Source organism: Citrobacter telavivensis, assembly GCF_041807075.1.
GTDB lineage: Bacteria > Pseudomonadota > Gammaproteobacteria > Enterobacterales > Enterobacteriaceae > Citrobacter_A > Citrobacter_A telavivensis.
The window spans coordinates 374200-393073 of record NZ_JBGUBF010000001.1 but is presented as its reverse complement, the minus strand read 5'-3'; the positions used below and the strand labels follow the sequence as shown (position 1 = coordinate 393073).

The 18874-nt window shown below is 55.9% G+C and carries 18 protein-coding genes; 8 read left to right on the top strand and 10 right to left on the bottom strand.

Annotated elements, in window-relative coordinates:
• Positions 1 to 22 precede the first annotated feature (22 nt).
• A complete protein-coding gene (uspG, locus tag ACERJC_RS01760) occupies positions 23 to 451 on the top strand; it encodes a universal stress protein UspG (protein WP_046477250.1) in 429 nt (142 codons plus the stop codon).
• Between the two features lie 78 nt (positions 452 to 529).
• Here uspG and ahpF read toward each other — a convergent pair whose 3' ends face one another.
• Positions 530 to 2095, bottom strand: a complete 1566-nt coding sequence (gene ahpF, locus ACERJC_RS01755; RefSeq protein ID WP_371895755.1) for an alkyl hydroperoxide reductase subunit F — start codon at positions 2093 to 2095, stop codon at positions 530 to 532.
• A 211-nt stretch (positions 2096 to 2306) separates the two neighbouring features.
• Complete coding sequence (gene ahpC / locus ACERJC_RS01750) at positions 2307 to 2870, bottom strand: alkyl hydroperoxide reductase subunit C (RefSeq protein WP_152405526.1); 564 nt, start codon at positions 2868 to 2870, stop codon at positions 2307 to 2309.
• 376 nt (positions 2871 to 3246) lie between these two features.
• Here ahpC and dsbG point away from each other — a divergent pair, with 376 nt between their 5' ends.
• From dsbG to ACERJC_RS01735, 3 genes are all read left to right on the top strand, one after another.
• Complete coding sequence (gene dsbG, locus ACERJC_RS01745) at positions 3247 to 3993, top strand: thiol:disulfide interchange protein DsbG (protein WP_373670896.1); 747 nt, start codon at positions 3247 to 3249, stop codon at positions 3991 to 3993.
• Positions 3994 to 4303: 310 nt separating this feature from the next.
• Positions 4304 to 5527 (top strand): phosphoadenosine phosphosulfate reductase, encoded by a 1224-nt coding sequence (locus tag ACERJC_RS01740; protein ID WP_286632663.1) that lies wholly within the window; start codon positions 4304 to 4306, stop codon positions 5525 to 5527.
• Complete coding sequence (locus ACERJC_RS01735) at positions 5512 to 6129, top strand: IbrB-like domain-containing protein (protein WP_373670895.1); 618 nt, start codon at positions 5512 to 5514, stop codon at positions 6127 to 6129. The genes ACERJC_RS01740 and ACERJC_RS01735 overlap by 16 nt, the downstream gene beginning before the upstream one ends.
• Before the next feature lie 48 nt (positions 6130 to 6177).
• Here the strand turns inward: ACERJC_RS01735 and ACERJC_RS01730 are convergent, their stop codons facing one another.
• The 7 genes from ACERJC_RS01730 to entC form a co-directional block, all read right to left on the bottom strand.
• A complete protein-coding gene (locus ACERJC_RS01730; RefSeq protein WP_042320768.1) occupies positions 6178 to 6375 on the bottom strand; it encodes a YbdD/YjiX family protein in 198 nt (65 codons plus the stop codon).
• A gap of 57 nt (positions 6376 to 6432) precedes the next feature.
• Entirely contained in the window at positions 6433 to 8538 is a 2106-nt protein-coding gene (gene cstA / locus ACERJC_RS01725) for a pyruvate/proton symporter CstA (protein ID WP_125368887.1), read from the bottom strand.
• Between the two features lie 185 nt (positions 8539 to 8723).
• Positions 8724 to 9137, bottom strand: coding sequence for a proofreading thioesterase EntH (entH, locus tag ACERJC_RS01720; protein WP_373670894.1), 414 nt, complete (start codon positions 9135 to 9137; stop codon positions 8724 to 8726).
• Between the two features lie 2 nt (positions 9138 to 9139).
• Positions 9140 to 9895, bottom strand: coding sequence for a 2,3-dihydro-2,3-dihydroxybenzoate dehydrogenase EntA (gene entA, locus ACERJC_RS01715; protein WP_373670893.1), 756 nt, complete (start codon positions 9893 to 9895; stop codon positions 9140 to 9142).
• Positions 9895 to 10752: an isochorismatase gene (locus ACERJC_RS01710; protein ID WP_286632660.1), complete on the bottom strand. Its 858-nt coding sequence runs from the start codon at positions 10750 to 10752 to the stop codon at positions 9895 to 9897. Before ACERJC_RS01710 ends, entA begins: the two co-directional genes overlap by 1 nt.
• 13 nt (positions 10753 to 10765) lie before the next feature.
• Positions 10766 to 12373: a (2,3-dihydroxybenzoyl)adenylate synthase EntE gene (entE, locus tag ACERJC_RS01705; protein ID WP_373671669.1), complete on the bottom strand. Its 1608-nt coding sequence runs from the start codon at positions 12371 to 12373 to the stop codon at positions 10766 to 10768.
• 9 nt (positions 12374 to 12382) lie between these two features.
• Positions 12383 to 13558, bottom strand: coding sequence for an isochorismate synthase EntC (entC, locus tag ACERJC_RS01700; protein ID WP_373670892.1), 1176 nt, complete (start codon positions 13556 to 13558; stop codon positions 12383 to 12385).
• A gap of 190 nt (positions 13559 to 13748) precedes the next feature.
• Between entC and fepB the strand changes: the two genes are divergently transcribed.
• A complete protein-coding gene (gene fepB / locus ACERJC_RS01695) occupies positions 13749 to 14690 on the top strand; it encodes a Fe2+-enterobactin ABC transporter substrate-binding protein (protein ID WP_373671668.1) in 942 nt (313 codons plus the stop codon).
• 47 nt (positions 14691 to 14737) lie between these two features.
• On the opposite strand, the gene entS is transcribed toward fepB, so the two are convergent.
• Positions 14738 to 15976, bottom strand: a complete 1239-nt coding sequence (gene entS, locus ACERJC_RS01690) for an enterobactin transporter EntS (RefSeq protein ID WP_371895743.1) — start codon at positions 15974 to 15976, stop codon at positions 14738 to 14740.
• Positions 15977 to 16087: 111 nt separating this feature from the next.
• Between entS and fepD the strand changes: the two genes are divergently transcribed.
• Genes fepD through fepC form a run of 3 tightly spaced genes read left to right on the top strand, consistent with a single transcriptional unit; the run spans position 16088 to position 18872 of the window.
• A complete protein-coding gene (gene fepD / locus ACERJC_RS01685; RefSeq protein WP_152405536.1) occupies positions 16088 to 17092 on the top strand; it encodes a Fe(3+)-siderophore ABC transporter permease in 1005 nt (334 codons plus the stop codon).
• Positions 17089 to 18081 carry an iron-enterobactin ABC transporter permease gene (gene fepG, locus ACERJC_RS01680; protein ID WP_286632656.1) on the top strand — a complete coding sequence of 331 codons (993 nt, stop codon included), beginning with the start codon at positions 17089 to 17091 and terminating at the stop codon, positions 18079 to 18081. Before fepD ends, fepG begins: the two co-directional genes overlap by 4 nt.
• A complete protein-coding gene (gene fepC, locus ACERJC_RS01675) occupies positions 18078 to 18872 on the top strand; it encodes an iron-enterobactin ABC transporter ATP-binding protein (protein WP_371895740.1) in 795 nt (264 codons plus the stop codon). The genes fepG and fepC overlap by 4 nt, the downstream gene beginning before the upstream one ends.
• Positions 18873 to 18874 lie beyond the last annotated feature (2 nt).

Sequence of the window (18874 nt, the reverse complement as noted above, 5' to 3'; positions counted from 1 at the left end):
TAATTAACAGGGAGAAACGGGTATGTATAAGACAATCATTATGCCGGTTGATGTTTTTGAAATGGAACTCAGCGATAAGGCGATTCGCCACGCTGAATTTCTGGCGCAGCAGGATGGCGTCATTCATCTTTTGCACGTGTTGCCAGGTTCTGCCAGCCTGAGCCTGCACCGCTTCGCCGCCGACGTTCGTCGTTTTGAAGAACATTTACAGCATGAAGCCGAAACCCGACTGCAAACGATGGTCGGTCACTTCAGTATCGACCCTGCCCGCATCAAGCAGCATGTCCGCTTTGGCAGCGTCCGCGACGTGGTCAATGAGCTCGGCGAAGAGCTGAATGCAGACGTGGTGGTCATTGGCTCACGTAATCCGTCAATCACCACACACCTGCTGGGTTCTAACGCCTCAAGCGTGGTACGTCATGCGACTCTGCCGGTACTGGTCGTTCGCTAACAGATGCTGATTAAACGGTAAAAAAGAGGCGCCTTATCGGCGCCTCTTACATTTTGCAGGTGTAGTCTTACTTTCTTTTTATGCCGTTTTCGTACGAATCAGGTAATCAAAGGCGCTCAGAGACGCTTTCGCTCCTTCTCCGGTCGCGATGATAATCTGTTTGTACGGCACGGTGGTACAGTCGCCCGCGGCGAATACGCCCTTCACGCTGGTTTCGCATTTCGCGTCGATGATGATTTCACCCATCCGGTTGCGCTCAATCGCCCCTTCCAGCCAGGTGGTGTTTGGCAACAGACCAATCTGAACAAAGATGCCCGCCAGCTCCACGTTGTGAACATCGCCACTCACACGGTCGCGGTATTCCAGACCGACCACTTTCGTGCCATCGCCTTTCACTTCCGTCGTCTGGGCGTTCAGGATGATATCGACGTTTTTCAGGCTGCGGACTTTATCCTGCAAAACCTGGTCGGCCTTCATTTCCGGGGCAAATTCCAGCAGGGTTACGTGTTCCACGATCCCGGCGAGATCAATCGCCGCTTCAACGCCCGAGTTACCGCCGCCGATCACTGCCACGCGCTTACCTTTAAACAGCGGGCCGTCGCAGTGCGGGCAATAGGTTACGCCTTTAGTACGATACTGGTCTTCACCCGGTACGTTCATGTTGCGCCATTTCGCACCGGTGGCGATGATAATGCTGCGCGCTTTCAGTACCGCCCCGGACGCCGTTTCAATCTGATGTAAACCGCCTTCGCTGGCCGCTGGCACCAGTTTACTGGCGCTCTGGCTGTCTATCACATCGACGTCATAATCATCGACGTGGGCCTTGAGTGCGCCGGCCAGTTTCTGCCCTTCTGTTTTCGGTACAGAAATGTAGTTTTCGATATCCACGGTATCGAGCACCTGACCGCCGAAACGCTCGCCCATCAGGCCGGTACGAATGCCTTTACGCGCGGAGTAGACCGCCGCTGCCGCGCCCGCAGGGCCGGAACCGACGATCAGAACATCATAGGCATCACGCTGACTCAGTTCTTCGGCGGCGCGTTTTTCAGCACCGGTATCCACTTTCGCCACGATTTCCGTCAGCGTCATGCGGCCCTGACCAAACTCTTTACCGTTAACGTACACGGCCGGAACGCCCATCACATTACGCTCGGTGATCTCGTTCTGGAACGTACCGCCATCAATTGCCGTATGCTTAATGCGCGGGTTCAGCACCGCCATCAGGTTCAGCGCCTGCACCACGTCCGGGCAGTTATGGCAGGAGAGTGAGTAATAGGTTTCAAACTCAAAATCACCGTCAATATCGCGGATCTGCTCAAGCAGAGACTGCGCTTCTTTTGACGGGTGTCCACCGGTCCACAGCAGTGCCAGAACCAGTGAGGTAAATTCGTGACCCAACGGGGAGCCCGCAAAGCGCGGCCCCTGATTTGAACCCGGATTGGTGATCAGGAAAGAGGGCTTACGTACGGCTAAGCTGTTGTCTTCTTTAAAGGTGACTTTCTCTGACAGTTCGGCGATTTCAGCCAGCAGTTCCTTGATTTCTGCCGATTTAGCGCTGTCATCCAGCGTAGCAATCAGCTCAACAGGTTTGGTCAGTTTCTCAAGATAGGCCTTGAGCTGGGTTTTCATATTTGTGTCGAGCATTCTTCTTCCCTCTCTGAAAACATCATCATGCAAGCTGCCTTAATCGGGCTGCGTGAATGCAACTTGCATCATGGGGTTTGGAATAAAACGGGTGCGTGATGCACCCGTTTGTTGCCGGGTGGCACTTCATTTACCCGGCCTACGATGTTGTAGGCCCGATGTGTAGGCCGGATAAGCGCAGCGCCATCCGGCTTCGAAGCGCCTTAAAGGCTTAGATTTTACCAACCAGGTCTAAAGACGGTGCTAAAGTCGCGTCGCCTTCTTTCCACTTAGCCGGGCACACTTCGCCTGGGTGAGAAGCGACATACTGAGCGGCTTTGATTTTACGCAGCAGGTCAGAAGCATCACGGCCGATACCTTCAGCGGTAACTTCGATCGCCTGGATGATACCCTGCGGGTCAACAACGAACGTTGCGCGGTCTGCCAGACCTTCATCTTCACGCATGTTGTCGAAGTTACGGGTCAGGGCGCCAGTCGGGTCGCCGATCATCGCGTATTTGATTTTGGCGATGGTGTCAGAGCTGCTGTGCCATGCTTTGTGGGTAAAGTGGGTGTCGGTAGAGACAGAGTAAACGTCTACGCCCAGTTTCTGCAGCTCTTCGTAATGGTCTGCAACGTCGCCCAGTTCGGTTGGGCATACGAAAGTAAAATCAGCCGGATAGAAGAAGAAGACGCTCCAGCGGCCTTCAGTATCTTTCTCGGTCACTTCAATGAATTCACCGTTTTTGAACGCCTGGTTTTTAAAAGGTTTAATTTTTGTATTAATCAAAGACATCTGTACTTCCTCCGTGTTTTCGTTGAGGGATACGTTACCGAAGATTGACCGACAGGGCTAATGCGTTTCCTTTATCAAATCAATAAGCGTTAACTAACAAACCTCTCAATTCAACGTTGTGAACGTGCGATGACGCAAAGTAAAAAGGGCCGCCTTTGCAGGCAGCCCCGTTACCTGAACTACCCGTGGGTAACTTCAGCGCCAGTGAAACTGGCTATGTGTTGCGCTCTACATTACCTTAACAAAGGCTGTAACAGCGAGAAGGATTACACCACCCCACTCCTGAAAGGGCAATGTTCCTGGCTGAGGTCTTACCTATGGCTGCGATAGGTTTTCTCACCTCACTCGCAATCGCTCTGATTTATAAGGATAAAAGATGTTAAAACGTACGTTTTTGCTCTCCCTCTTCCCTCTCTTTGCCTGGGCCGAAGACCTGCCTGCGCCGGTCAAAGCGATAGAAAAACAAGGCATTACTATTATCAAGTCGTTCGATGCGCCCGGCGGGATGAAAGGTTATCTCGGGAAATATCAGGATATGGGCGTCACTATCTACCTGACGCCTGATGGCAAACAGGCCATTTCAGGCTACATGTACAATGAAAAAGGGGAAAACCTGAGCAATCAGTTGATAGAGAAAGAGATCTATGCCCCCGCCGGGCGAGAAATATGGCAGCGCATGGAAAAAGCCAACTGGTTACTGGATGGCAAGAAAGACGCCCCGGTGGTGCTCTATGTTTTTGCTGACCCATTCTGCCCGTACTGTAAACAGTTCTGGCAACAGGCGCGTCCGTGGGTGGAGTCGGGTAAAGTACAATTACGTACGCTACTCGTCGGCGTCATCAAGCCAGAGAGTCCTGCCACTGCCGCGGCCATTCTGGCGTCGAACGATCCGGCGAAAACCTGGCATGATTACGAAGCCTCTGGTGGAAAAATGACGCTCAATGTGCCCAAAGCGATTTCGCCGGATCACATGAAAACCCTCAATATGAACCAGAAAATCATGGATGATTTAGGCGCGAACGTCACCCCCGCGATTTATTATATGAGTAAAGATAACGTCCTTCAGCAGGTCGTTGGCTTACCCGAAAAAGCGCAGCTGGATGCCATGATGGCGCAACCATAATTAATATGGGTAATTATATTCAACCAAATATAATTACCCTGAATGATTTTAACCGAAAAATTTAACTCTTCTCGTAACGTAAACACGGCATAAAGAAATTTTCTTTTGTAGAAACCCCTTTTGTTAACCGCGTCGACTCACATAGCGGACTTTTGATATCCATTACAATATATTCATAATTAATATATTAATTATGAATTAATTAACTTATTGAATTTATTTAACCATTGCACGCATACAAAAAAGACTTATATTATAGAGGGATATCTATTCCAGACGTATGACTTTAACGTTTAAGGATAAGCGATGCATGTCTGTTTATAAAATATCATTAAACCAAAATGTTCTGGAAGCCGCTGAAGAACGCATCATCTGGACTCTCGAAAATCTTCCCCGCGTGTGTGTTTCCTTTTCCGGTGGCAAAGATTCCGGACTGATGTTGCATCTGACGGCAAATCTTGCACGTAAGCGACACAAAAAAATCAGCGTATTGTTCATTGACTGGGAAGCGCAATTTTCCTGTACCATTAGTTATATTAGCGCCTTGCGCGAAATGTATGCCGATGTCATCGACCATTTCTATTGGGTTGCCCTTCCGCTTACCACCCAAAACTCACTGTCTCAGTTTCAACCAGAATGGCAGTGCTGGGAACCCGATACCCAGTGGGTTCGCCAGCCGCCGCCAGACGCTATCACCGATCCGGGCTATTTTTCCTTTTATCAACCCGGCATGACCTTCGAACACTTCGTGCGTGAATTTGCCGACTGGTTTTCGAATAAACGCCCGGCGGCCATGATGATAGGCATCCGGGCGGATGAGTCTTACAACCGTTTTGTGGCGATCGCCAGTTTACGCAAACAGCGTTTTGCCGATGACAAACCCTGGACGACCGCCGCACCTGGTGGACATACCTGGTACATCTATCCGCTGTATGACTGGAAAACGGCCGATATCTGGACCTGGTTTGCTCGCACGAATTTGCCCTGTAATCCGCTCTACAATCTGATGTATCAGGCCGGTGTCCCGGCCCGTTACATGCGCATTTGTGAACCATTTGGTCCCGAACAGCGTCAGGGATTATGGCTCTATCACGTTGTTGAACCCGAAAGGTGGGCGGCAATGTGCGCACGTGTCAGTGGCGTCAGAAGCGGTGGGATCTACGCAGGGCAGGATAATCACTTCTATGGCCATCGAAAAATACTCAAGCCCGACCATTTGAGCTGGCAGGATTACGCCATGATGTTACTGCTCAGCATGCCGGATAACACCGCGGAGCATTACCGTAACAAGATCGCCGTCTATTTACAGTGGTACAAGAAAAACGGCCTCGGCGAGATCCCGCAAACGCAGCCTGGCGATATTGGTTCGAAAGATATCCCCTCCTGGCGACGCATCTGCAAAGTGCTACTGAACAATGATTACTGGTGCCGGGCACTCTCTTTCAGTCCAACCAAACCGAAAAGTTACCAGCGTTATAGCGAACGCATGAAAGCGAGACGCAAGGAGTGGGGAATTTTATGCAACAACGATTGACACAGGATCTCATTGGCTTTCTCTCTGGCCTGTCTGAAGAAGAAAAAATCAAGGCTATCAATGATTTCAGAATGGCGATTCACAGCGTCAGTCCGTTTCGTGACGAACCGGTTGATTGTGTACTGTGGATAAAAAATGAGCACATTTCACCTAACGATTACAACCCCAATAACGTTGCTCCGCCGGAGAAAAAGCTGCTGCTGAAATCCATCGAAACGGATGGATTTACCCAGCCTATTGTTGTCACCCAGTCCAGCGCGGAGGAGTACGAGATAGTCGATGGCTTTCATCGCCATGAACTGGGGAAAGGCAAAGCTTCGCTCAGGTCCCGTCTCAAAGGCTATTTACCCATTACCTGTCTGGAGGGAAGTCGTCACGACCGCATGGCAGCGACCATTCGCCACAACCGCGCCCGTGGACGGCATCAGATCCACGCGATGTCTGAAATCGTGCGTGAACTGGCGTTGCTGGGATGGGAAGACGAAAAAATCGGTAAAGAACTGGGGATGGACGAGGATGAAGTCTTGCGCCTGAAACAGATCAACGGTCTTCAGGAACTGTTTGCCAGTCGGCGGTTTTCAAAAGCCTGGACGGTAAAATAATCGGCTTGTGCCGGATGACGCGCTTATCCGGCCCGAATTTTCTCACACTCAACAGCAGCGCGCCCCACCTTTTCCGCCATAGCGAGCATCCTGCCGCTCGCGGAAAAACTCCTCGTAGGTCATTGGCGTCTGATCCGGATGGGTCATCCGCATATGCTCAACGTAGTTGTCATAGTCAGGCACACCGATCATCAGTTTCGCGGCCTGGCCCAGATATTTCCCGGCTTTCGAAAGCGTATCAAACATCATTACCACCTGTCAGAAAACCCCTCTCCCGGCAGGAAGAGGGGGAATGATTACACGTTAATGCGCGCCTTTGGCCTGCGCAACGATCTCTTCCACATTTTCCGGCATCGGCTCATACGGCGTCTCTTTCGCCGTTGGCTTGTCCTCTTTAAGTGCGGCAAGCGCCGTCTTAATGGAGAACAGCGCCAACACCACGACCACCACCATGAAGAAGATAGTCAGGCCCGCATCCAGACGGTTGTTAAACACCAGTTGCGCCAGCTGCGATTCGGTGTACTGCGGCGGGATATTCCCGCTGTCGATCATCGCCTGGAACTTATTGGCAATCGCCAGGAAGCCCACTTTTGTATCCGGGCTGAACGATTTCTGCCAGCCCGCCGTCAGAGTACAAATCAGCAGCCATGCGGTCGGCACCAGTGCCACCCACGCATAACGCTGACGTTTCATCTTGAACAGGACAACCGCACAGAGCATCAGTGCCATACCCGCCAGCATCTGGTTGGCGATACCAAACAGCGGCCACAGGGTATTAATGCCGCCTAATGGATCCACCACGCCCTGATGCAGGAAGTAACCCCACGCCAGCACGCACAATGCGGTCGCCAGCAGGTTGGCAGGCAATGAGTCCGTACGTTTAAGACCAGGAGAAACCACGCCCAGCAGGTCCTGAAGCATAAAGCGCGCCGCACGCGTCCCCGCATCGACCGCCGTCAGAATAAACAGCGCTTCGAACAGAATGGCGAAGTGATACCAGAAGGCGACATCCATCATGCCGCCCAACGCACCGTGCAGGATATAGGCCATCCCCACCGCCAGCGTTGGCGCACCACCCGCACGAGAGATAATCGACTGCTCACCCACTTCGTTGGCAATCTGATGCAGCGTATCCGGCGTAATGGCAAAGCCCCAACTGCTAACCACCTGAGCGGCAGAAGCCACCACGTCAGTGGTGCCGGCAGGAGCCAGCACGGCCATTGGGCTGTTCATGGCAAAATAGACGCCCGGATCGATGATACAGGCAGACACCAGCGCCATGATGGCGACGAACGATTCCATCAACATCCCGCCGTAGCCGATAAAGCAGGCCTGGCCTTCGTTCGCCAGCATCTTCGGCGTAGTCCCGGAGGAGATCAGCGCGTGGAAACCCGAAACGGCGCCACAGGCGATGGTGATAAACAGGAACGGGAACAGGTTACCCGTCCACACCGGTCCGGTACCATCGACAAATTTAGTCAGCGCAGGCATCGTCAGCGTCGGGCGCATGATCAAAATACCCACCGCCAGACCGACAATCGTACCGATTTTCAGGAACGTAGAGAGGTAGTCGCGCGGAGCCAGCAGCAGCCACACCGGCAGTACCGCCGCCACGAAACCATAGCCCACCAGCATCCAGGTTAACTGGACGCCGGTGAAGTCAAAGTACGGTGCCCAGGTTGGACTTTCCGCGACCCAGCCGCCGGAAATAATGGCAAAAACGAGGAACACCAGACCGATAACCGACACTTCGCCGATACGCCCCGGACGCAGGTAGCGCAGATAGATCCCCATGAAGATCGCCAACGGGATGGTGAACGCGACGGTGTAGGTTCCCCACGGACTGTGGGTCAGCGCTTTCACCACGATCATCGCCAGCACCGCGAGGATAATCACCATGATCATGAAACAGGCCACCAGCGCAATTACCCCTGCGGTTGGCCCCATCTCTTCTTTGACCAGTTCACCCAGCGAGCGGCCATCGCGACGGGTTGAGACAAAGAGCACCATGAAATCCTGAACCGCCCCGGCTAAGACCACGCCTGCCAGCAGCCAGATCATGCCCGGCAGATAACCCATTTGTGCCGCCAGTACCGGTCCGACTAACGGACCCGCGCCGGCAATCGCCGCAAAATGGTGACCGAACAACACTTTCTTGTCGGTGGGCACATAGTCAAGCCCGTCGTTATGGCGTACCGCAGGCGTCATACGCGTCGGGTCAACCGCCAGCACATTTTTGGCAATGTACAGACCGTAGAAACGATAGGCGATGAGATAAACACAGACCGACGCCACGACTATCCACAGCGCGTTGATCTGTTCCCCACGGTTTAGCGCAATATAGCCCAGAGCAAATGCACCCATTACCGAGAGCACTGTCCAGATGAGGTATTTCCCTGATTTATTCATGGTTGTTATCCGTTTGCGTGTTCCAGAGAATAGAGATGTTACATTTTGTTTCTATAACATCTTTTCTGGCTTTAACAACCTGACAACCCAATAAACCTGAAGTATCACCGACTATTTACATTGCATTGTTAACTGGATCACTTCATTCACCAGCTAACGCTGCAATCTCATGACATTACGCGCGCTCAGCCCAGTACCATCGTTCCCAGTCGGCAGGTACAGCACCGCCGACCTTGTTCATCAAACACCGCGATTTCCCAGCTCTGGCTTTGCCGCCCCAGATGCAGCGGCTGACAGACTCCGCGCACCTTGCCCTGCGAAACCGCCCGGTGATGAGTGGCATTCAGTTCTGTCCCGACGACGCACTGCCCGTCGCGAGTCATCAGATAACCGGCCATTGAGCCTAACGTTTCGGCCAACGCCGCCGAAGCCCCGCCGTGCAGTAAACCAAACGGCTGATGCGTGCGGGTATCCACCGGCATTTCCGCCTCCAGCACGTCATCAGCGAGTCGGGTGTAGACAATGCCCAGATGCGCCACCATCGTGTTCTGGCTGGTGGCGTTCAGTTCGTCGAGCGTTAAGTGACGTTTCCAGATCATCGTTACGCTCCCAACGTGGAGCCACCGTCCACTACGATATCCTGCAACGTAATGTGGCTGGCCAGATCGGAAGCGAGGAACAGAATAGTGTTGGCGATTTCCTGAGGCCGGGCAATCTTGCCCAGCGGAATACCGAGCTTGAACTGCTCACCAAAGCCGCGAATACGCAGCTGTTCCGCGTCATCACTGACCCACAGCGTGCGCTGCATGTCGGTATCCGTGGAGCCGGGTGACACCAGATTACAGCGCACCCCGCTGCCCGCCAGCTCCAGCCCGACGGTCAGCGCCAGACTTTTTAGTGCTGCCTTCGACGCGCCATAGGCGCTCATGCCGATGCGTGGCGTATGGGCGGCATCAGAAGCCACGGTCACTATCGCCCCGCCCTGCTGACGGCGAAATTGCGCCATTGTCTGCTGGAACAGATTAAAGGCGCCGCCGACGTTAACCGCAAACGTCTGCTGCCAGTCATGCAGGCTCAGCGCGTCAGTTGCGCCCATACGTAAAATCCCGGCAGCGTTTACCAGCACATCCAGCCGTTCGGTGTGCGCCAGCACGCGCTGGCATACCTCAGCCACCTGTCCGGCGTCTGCCACATCCATCACTTCAGTGGTAAACGGATAATCCTGCAAAGCGAACTCACGATCGAAGCCCGTGACCTGCGCCCCGGCCTCGGCAAACGTCAGCGCCGTCGCGTAACCAATGCCTTTACCTGCGCCAGTGACCCACACCGTTTTGCCGCGAAAATCGAATCCGGCCATTAGCGCACCTCACGGGAGAGCAGTGCCCACCAGGCATCAATGGTCGGATTTTTCGCCAGCATCACAAAGTCGATATCGCCATGCACTTTACGCCAGCGCGCCGCCAGCGCCATCATCCGCACAGAGTCCAGACCGTAGTCGATCAGGTTCTCATCATCCATCGGTTCATCAGACTCATCGAGCAGCGGTAAAATCTGCGCCCGCAGTTCATCTTTGCTGGCCGGTACCGGCGAGGGCAGTAGCTCCTGAGTCATCACGACGCGACCTGAACGTCCTGCAACATACTTCAGCGACATGAGGTGCTCCTCACGGCTGAAATCAGCCAGCGCATCCGCCACCATAAACGGCTTGATATCGCGCATAAAGGCGTCCGTCGCCGTGGTCATGCAGCCGATGTGCGCATACACCCCGGTGATAATCAACTGGTTGCGACCGGTCTCTTTCAGCATCAGTTCAAGCGGGGAACGGTGAAAGGCGCTGTAGCGCCATTTCACCAGCACGTTATCGGCTTCATCGGGTGCCAGCGCGGCGACCACTTTTTGCTGCTCCGGCGAGCGCGTGAGTCCTGGTCCCCACATGTCGTTAAGCAGGGCGCGATCTTCGTCGCTTTGATCCTTCGGCTGCGCGGTGTAATAAACCGGAATGTTGTGCGCTTTACAGTAACTGCGCAGGGCGGCGATATTGGCGATCACCTGCGCCATCATCGGACAGTTTTCCCCCCAAAAGCTGACGAAGTAGTCCTGCATATCGTGGATCAGCAGCGCCGCACGCTCCGGGTCAAACGCCCAGTTGACTTTATTAACCGGAACATCAAGCGCGGTTGGCAGCGCGTAAGCCTGCAGTTTAGGAATTGCCATTGCGTGTTCTCCTTCAGGCCGAACGTGTTGCCAGCCACTGACGTAATTGTTTTTTATCGACTTTCCCGACCGGGGTCAGAGGCAGCGCCTCAACGGTTTCCACCCGGTCCGGTAACTTGAATTCAGCAACGCCCTGCTCACGCAGGAAACGGCGCACCTGTACCGCGCGTAGCGGTTCTTTTACCACCAGATACGCGCAGCTTTTCTCACCCATCAGTTCGTCTTCCATACTCACCAGCGCCGCATGGATCACCGCCTGATGACGCAGTAACAGGTTTTCTATCTCTTCGGCTGCGATCTTCTCGCCGCCGCGGTTGATCTGATCTTTCTCCCGTCCCTGCACGGTGATGTAGCCATCCTCGTCGATAGAGATAAGATCGCCTGAGCAGTAGAAACCGTTGGCGTCAAAGGCGCTGGCGTTATGCTGCGGGCTCTTGTAGTAGCCACGAAAGGTGTACGGGCCGCGCGTCATCAGCCGCCCGATTTCTCCCTGTGGCAATGGGTTGCCATCGGCATCCGCCACCCACACTTCATCATCCGGACACATCGGACACCCCTGGGTATTAACGATCCGCTCCTGGCTGTCGTCGAGACGGGTGTAGTTCACTAAGCCTTCCGCCATGCCGAAGACCTGCTGCAGCTGGCAGCCAATTTCGGCCGGGATCCGCGCCGCCAGCGAGGCCGACAGGCGCGCACCACCAACCTGCAACAGCGTCAGCGAAGCCAGTTGCGCATTACTGCCCCACTCGTTAATCGCCTGTAACCACAGGCTGACCGCAGGCGGCACCAGCGCCGTCGCGTTAATCTGATGTTTTTCAATCAGCGGGAAGCACAGCGTGGCGCTCGGATCCGCTGCCAGTACCACGGTGCCACCGGCGAGAAATACCCCCAGCGAGCCGGGAGAACTCATGGCGTAGTTATGCGCAGCAGGGATCGCACATAAAAAACGCGTATCGGCAGTGAAGTGACAGATTTCATTACTGCGGCGTACGCTGTAGTAGTAGTCGTTGTGGGTTCGCGGGATAAGCTTCGGCGTCCCGGTCGTGCCGCCGGAAAGCTGGAAGTAGGCCACTTCATCCGCGGGCGACGGCGTGGCGACAAACGCGTCTGCCGGTTGATTTATCGCCGCTTGTAGGCAGTGCTCACCGCTGTCATTGAGCAGATGCACCACCCGAATAGTCTTATGTTGAGCAATGAAGGCGTTCAGAAAATCATTGTCGGCAAACAGCGCGTGCTGACGATCGGCAATCAGCAGCGCGGGTTCAATTTGCGTCGCATACGCGGTAAGTTCAGTGCGTTGATGGCTGAACAGGGCGAGAACGGGCGCGACGCCAAGCTTCAACAGCGCAAAGAACGTGATGTACAACTCCACCACATTGCCCAACTGCACCAGCGCGGTTTCACCGGGTTTGATCCCCTGGCGGCGCAGCGTACAGGCGAGGTTGTCCGCCGCCTGGTTCAGTTCACGGTAGCTCAACTGACGCTCGCCTTCGATGACCGCCGTATGGTCGTTTTCCGCATGGCGGGTCAAAATGTCCGTTAGCGGCAGATCCTGCCAGTAGCCTTTTTCACGGTAACGACGGGCAAATTCGTCAGGCCACCGGGTGAAAGGAATGTTCATCATCGCTCCTTAATGCAATCCAAAAACGTTCAACATGGTGGAAAGTTTGACGCCGGTTTCACGCCACTCTCCCACCGGTGAAGAGGCCGGGACGATCCCTGCGCCCGCAAACAGGCGGACCTGGTTTTTACGTAACGTCGCACAGCGGATGGTCACCACCCATTCACCGTTGCCTTCGGCGTCGCACCAGCCGACGATGCCGCCAAACAGTTCGCGATCGAACGGCTCCAGTTCAGCAATCAACTGTTTCGCCGCCTGATGCGGGAAGCCGCTCAGCGCAGGCGTCGGGTGCAGCAGACAGGCCAGCGTCAGGGCGTTTTCTCCGGCATTGGCTTTGCCCTCAAACGGTGTGCCGAGGTGCCAGAGCGTTGGCGTGGTGATGAGCTGCGGAGAAGACGGCAGTTGCAGACTCTGGCTGCGACGGCGCAGCACAGTTTTCATCGCCTGCGTAACCAGCTCGTGTTCATGGCGATCTTTCTCAGAGGCCAGTAGACGGTTTCCGGCTTCCCGGTCCAACACATCATCAGGCTGACGGCGCGCGGAGCCCGCAAGCGGCAGAGAACTAAAGCGATCGCCCTCTTTGCGCAGCAGCAGTTCCGGGCTCGCGCCGAGCAAAACGCCACCATCGTGCAACGGGACATGGAAGTTGTAACTAACCGGGTTTTGCGCCACCAGACGCTCAAGCAGCGCACCGCTGTCGATCTCGGCATCGGTGGTGATATCAATCAGTCGCGACAGCACCACCTTGTCGACTTCCGGCGTCGCCGTCAGCGCGGCAGCGCGCGCGACCATCTCTTCAAACGTCTCCTGCTCGGGGATCGCTTTGCGCGCCGTAACGTTCAGCGCCTGATGGTCGGTAAAGTAACGTGATGACTGTTGTTTTTCCTGGCGAGAAAAGGGCTGCCAGCATTGGGGAATAAACAGTGACGATGGCTGACGAGTGTCGAACGGAATAGCCCCCACCATGACCGGGTTTGCGATACCCTGCGCTTTGGCATCGGCGAACATTTTTTGTAATTTTTGTTGGAAGGGGCTGTCTGGCGAATCGCCGTTCGCGGCAGGTTCATCGAAGCGGGCGAAGCATCCTGACGTCGTAAAGCTCCGATACGGCGACATAAAGAAAAAGCGATGGGGTGCAAGTGTTGCCATAGTCTGCTGAACTTCCTCGGCCAAAGACGTATCCATATCATCCTCCAAAAATGATAAAGGTTTTAATAATGATTATCATTTATATTTTCGGGCGCTAACCTAAAAGCAAACAGGCGATATGTCAACTCTTGAGGTAGCACAAAGTGCGACTAACGCTTGCATCCCTTACGCTTAATAATGAAAATGAGAAGCATTAATAACTCAGCACAGGAACTGATTTGTGAGACTGCCTTCCCTGCCCGGCCTGCTCGTTACGCTCTTCGTTTTCGGATTCTCCTCAGCCCACGCCGCGGACTGGCCGCGTCAGGTGACTGACGTTCGCGGCAGCCACACGCTGGAACACAAACCTGAACGCATCGTCTCTACCAGCGTCACGCTCACTGGTTCATTGCTGGCGATTGATGCGCCGGTGATCGCCAGCGGGGCGACGACGCCAAACAACCGCGTGGCTGACGATCAGGGATTTTTGCGTCAGTGGGGCGACGTGGCAAAAGCACGCAAACTGACCCGCCTTTATATCGGCGAGCCGAACGCCGAAGCCGTGGCTGCGCAGATGCCCGATCTCATTCTGATTAGCGCGACCGGCGGCGACTCCGCGCTGGCCCTGTACGATCAGCTCTCCCCTATCGCCCCGACGCTTATCATTAATTACGACGATAAAAGCTGGCAGTCGCTGCTGACGCAGTTGGGCGACATCACCGGCCAGGAGAAACAGGCCGCCGCGCGTATTGCGGAATTCGATAAGCAACTGACCGTCGTTAAACAGCAGTTGGTGCTGCCGCCGCAACCGGTGAGCGCGCTGGTTTACACCGCTGCGGCCCACAGAGCCAATCTGTGGACGCCAGAGTCCGCGCAGGGACAAATGTTGGAACAACTCGGCTTTACGCTGGCAACGTTGCCTGGCGGACTGCAGGCCAGTCAAAGCCAGGGGAAACGTCACGATATCATTCAGCTTGGTGGTGAGAATCTGGCGGCCGGACTGAACGGCGAAGCGCTGTTCCTGTTTGCCGGTGACGAGAAAGACGAGCAGGCAATTTACGCCAACCCACTGCTGGCGCATCTGCCGTCGGTACAGAACAAGCGCGTTTACGCCCTGGGCACCGAATCTTTCCGCCTGGATTATTACAGCGCGATGCGAGTGCTCGACCGTCTCTCCACGCTGTTCTAATCGCCATTGCCGGATAGCGGTTAACGCCTTATCTGGCCTGCCTCACATTATGCCGGTTCCGGCGGCGTCTGCCGGAATCGACGTAACTCACTGAGCAACAGCAGTAGTAGCAGTCCCACAATGACCAGGCCGAAACCGCTAACGCTCGCTGAAGCCACCGGCGTCATGACGGCTCCCAGACCGCCTAACAACGCCGCACCGATGGCATCTCCCGTGACGTTCTGCGCTGTCCACAGACCGTTGATGCGCCCTAACATATTTTCCGGCGTCTGCGTTTGCAGCATCGTGTACTGCAACAGCGAGCTGATGGCGCTCAGCCAGCCGAACAGCGCCAGACAGACCACTCCTAACCCCCAGACAGGCATCAGGGCAAACACGCCAATCGCCAGAAACGCCCCCACGCTCGAGGCCAGCATGATCAATCCCGGACGCACGCTGTGCGCCAGTTGCCCGCTGGTGAGTGCGCCAATCGCCGCCCCGAGCGGAATAGCGGCGTACAGCATGCCAATCTGCGCCGCCGACATCTGCCAGTTAATTGCCAGCGCCGGATAGAGCACGCGCACGGCGCTTGCCATCGTCAGCAGACCGCCAAGCAGCGCAATGCCGCCGATCAGCGGACTGGCAAGCAGAAAGCGAAACGCCGCCAGCAGCGATTTCAGCGGATGTTCACGTTGCTGTGGTGGAGGCGGCAGCGCCGGAAGGCTCAACAGCGGCAGTAAGGTGATAAAAGTGCCCGCCGCCGCCAGACCGTAGTTCCAGACCACGCCACCGGTGGCGAGCAGCAGTCCGCCCAGCATAGGCGAAATCACCGAGCCCAGACGTACGGTCAGCATGGTAATTGCCCCTGCCTGCATCAGATTTTCACGTCCCACCAGCGCAGGCGTCGCCGCCAGCAATGCCGTCACGCCCAGCGAGGCAAAAAAGCCGTCCCACAGGCCCAGCAGATAAATGGCGATCAGTGAGGGTTCTGGCAGCATCGCGTTCAGACACAGGCCGATGAAGCCAATGCCACAGGTGCCGCGTGCCAGCAGGATCACTTTTTTGCGTTCATAGCGATCGGCCAGTACGCCGCCTACCATTAGCCCGACAAACATCGCGCTGCCGGTCAGCGTCACCGAGAGACCCACCTGCCAGGTGGAATGCGTCATCATCTGGATCTGTACGGGAACCGCAACGCCGAGCAGTCCGAGCGAGACAATAGAGATAAAACGGGCGAGGAAGACAGCGCGAAATGCCGGGTGTGTCTTCAGCAAACTGAGGTTGAGCAGCCAGGATTGTCGATTCATTACAACGCCTTAATGCGATCTTTTTTTCATTATCCATTCAATGGCTGCACATGCTAACATAATCAAATAAGATCGATAACGATAATTACTATCATTATCAGGGAAGTTGATATGTCATGTTCTGTTTCCGTGACGCGTGCCATTGCCGTGCCCGGATTGTTGTTATTACTGGTTATCGCCACGGCATTAAGTCTGATCATCGGCGCAAAATCCTTGCCCATCTCCGTGGTTGCACAAGCGCTCACCGGTACCTGTCAAAGTGCTGATTGCACTATCGTGCTGGATGCCCGTCTGCCGCGAACGCTGGCGGGACTGCTGGCGGGCGGTGCGTTGGGACTTGCTGGCGCGTTGATGCAAACGCTCACCCGTAATCCGCTGGCCGACCCGGGTCTGCTTGGCGTGAACGCTGGAGCCAGTTTTGCCATTGTGTTGGGCGCGGCGCTGTTCGGCTTTTCCACACCGCAGGAACAACTGGTGATGGCCTTTATCGGCGCGCTGGTGGCATCGCTGGTTGTGGCATTTACCGGCAGCCAGGGCGGCGGTCAGTTAAGTCCGGTGCGCCTGACGCTGGCGGGTGTTGCGCTCGCCGCCGTTCTGGAAGGTCTCACCAGCGGTATCTCCCTGTTAAACCCGGACGTCTACGATAGTCTTCGCTACTGGCAGGCCGGTTCACTGGATATCCGCAACCTGCAAACGCTCAAAGTGGTTATTGTGCCGGTACTGATTGCCGGTGCCACCGCGCTGATGCTCAGCCGGGCGCTGAACAGCCTGAGTCTGGGAAGTGATACCGCCACGGCGCTTGGCAGCAAAGTCGCACGCACGCAGCTCATCGGCCTGCTAGCCATCACCGTCTTATGCGGCAGCGCCACGGCGATTGTCGGACCGATTGCGTTTATCGGCCTGATGATGCCGCACATGTCGCGCTGGCTGGTCGGCGCCGATCACCGCTGGTCGCTCCCCGTGACGCTGATCGCCACTCCTGTTCTGCTGCTTTTTGCCGATATCATTGGCCGCCTGATTGTTCCCGGCGAGCTGCGCGTGTCGGTAGTGAGCGCCTTTATTGGCGCCCCGGTACTGATCTTTCTGGTTCGTCGTCGTCCGCGAGGTGCCGCATGATGTACGTATCGCGTCGCCTGCTGGTAGCGTGCCTGTTACTGACGGTCGGCTGCCTGTTCTTCGCACTCTGGGGCCTGCGTAGCGGTGCCGTGCCGCTGGAAATTCCTCAAATTATTGCCGCCTTAACCGGCGATGCGCCGCGCAGTCTGACGATGGTCGTGACCGAATGGCGCCTGCCGCGCGTGTTGATGGCGCTGCTGATTGGCGCGGCACTCGGCGTCAGCGGCGCGATTTTTCAGTCCCTGATGCGCAACCCGCTCGGCAGCCCGGACGTGATGGGCTTTAATACCGGAGCCTGGAGCGGCGTGCTGGTCGCAATGGTGCTGTTTGGTCAGCATCTGACCGCTATCGCGCTGGCGGCGATGGCCGGCGGTATTCTGACGTCGCTGGTAGTCTGGCTGCTGGCCTGGCGCAACGGTATTGAAACCTTCCGCCTGATCATTATCGGCATCGGCATTCGCGCCATGCTGTTTGCGTTTAACACCTGGCTGTTGTTGAAGGCTTCGCTGGACACTGCACTGACCGCCGGATTGTGGAACGCCGGGTCGCTTAACGGCCTGACCTGGGCGAAAACCTGGCCTTCCGCACCGATCATTATCCTCATGCTGGTAGGTGCCGGACTGCTGGTGCGCCGCATGCGTCTGCTGGAGATGGGTGATGACAGCGCCTGCGCGCTGGGCGTCAGCGTGGAGCGCTCGAGACTCGCCATGATGCTGGTCGCCGTGGCATTAACCGCGGCAGCCACCGCACTGGCCGGCCCCATTTCCTTTATCGCGCTGGTTGCGCCACATATCGCCCGTCGCCTGAGCGGCACCGCGCGTTGGGGATTAACCCAGGCCGCACTCTGCGGCGCGCTATTACTGCTGGCGGCCGATCTGTGCGCGCAGCAACTGTTTATGCCTTATCAGCTTCCGGTGGGTGTAGTCACCGTGAGCATCGGCGGTATTTACCTTATCGCCTTGTTAATTCAGGAGTCCCGCAAAAAATGACCGAATCAGTAGCCCGTTTGCGTGGCGACCAGTTAACGCTGGGTTATGGAAAATTCACCGTTGCCGAAGACCTTAACGTCACCATTCCCGATGGTCATTTCACGGCCATTATCGGGCCAAACGGCTGCGGGAAATCGACGCTCTTGCGGACCCTCAGTCGGCTGATGACGCCGACGAACGGTCACGTCTGGCTGGACGGCGAGCCTATCCAACGTTACCCGAGTAAAGAAGTGGCCCGGCGCATCGGCCTGCTGGCGCAAAATGCCACGACGCCGGGCGATATCACCGTGCAGGAACTGGTGGCGCGCGGACGCTATCCGCATCAACCGCTTTTTACTCGCTGGCGTAAAGAAGATGAAGATGCCGTGACGCAGGCAATGCGCGCCACCGGCATTACGCATCTGGCCGGTCAAAGCGTGGATACGCTGTCCGGCGGTCAGCGCCAGCGCGCATGGATAGCGATGGTGCTGGCGCAGGAAACGTCGATCATGCTGCTCGATGAACCGACGACCTGGCTTGATATCAGCCATCAGATTGATCTGCTGGAATTACTGAGCGAACTGAACCGCGAGAAAGGCTATACCCTCGCCGCCGTGCTGCATGACCTCAACCAGGCCTGCCGCTACGCCACCCATTTGATCGCGTTGCGGGAAGGAAAAATAGTCGCTGAGGGGGCACCAAAGGAGATCGTCACGGCGGAATTGATTGAGAAAATCTATGGGTTACGCTGCATGATTATCGACGATCCGGTAGCGGGCACACCGCTGGTGGTGCCGCTGGGCCGTCGTTAACC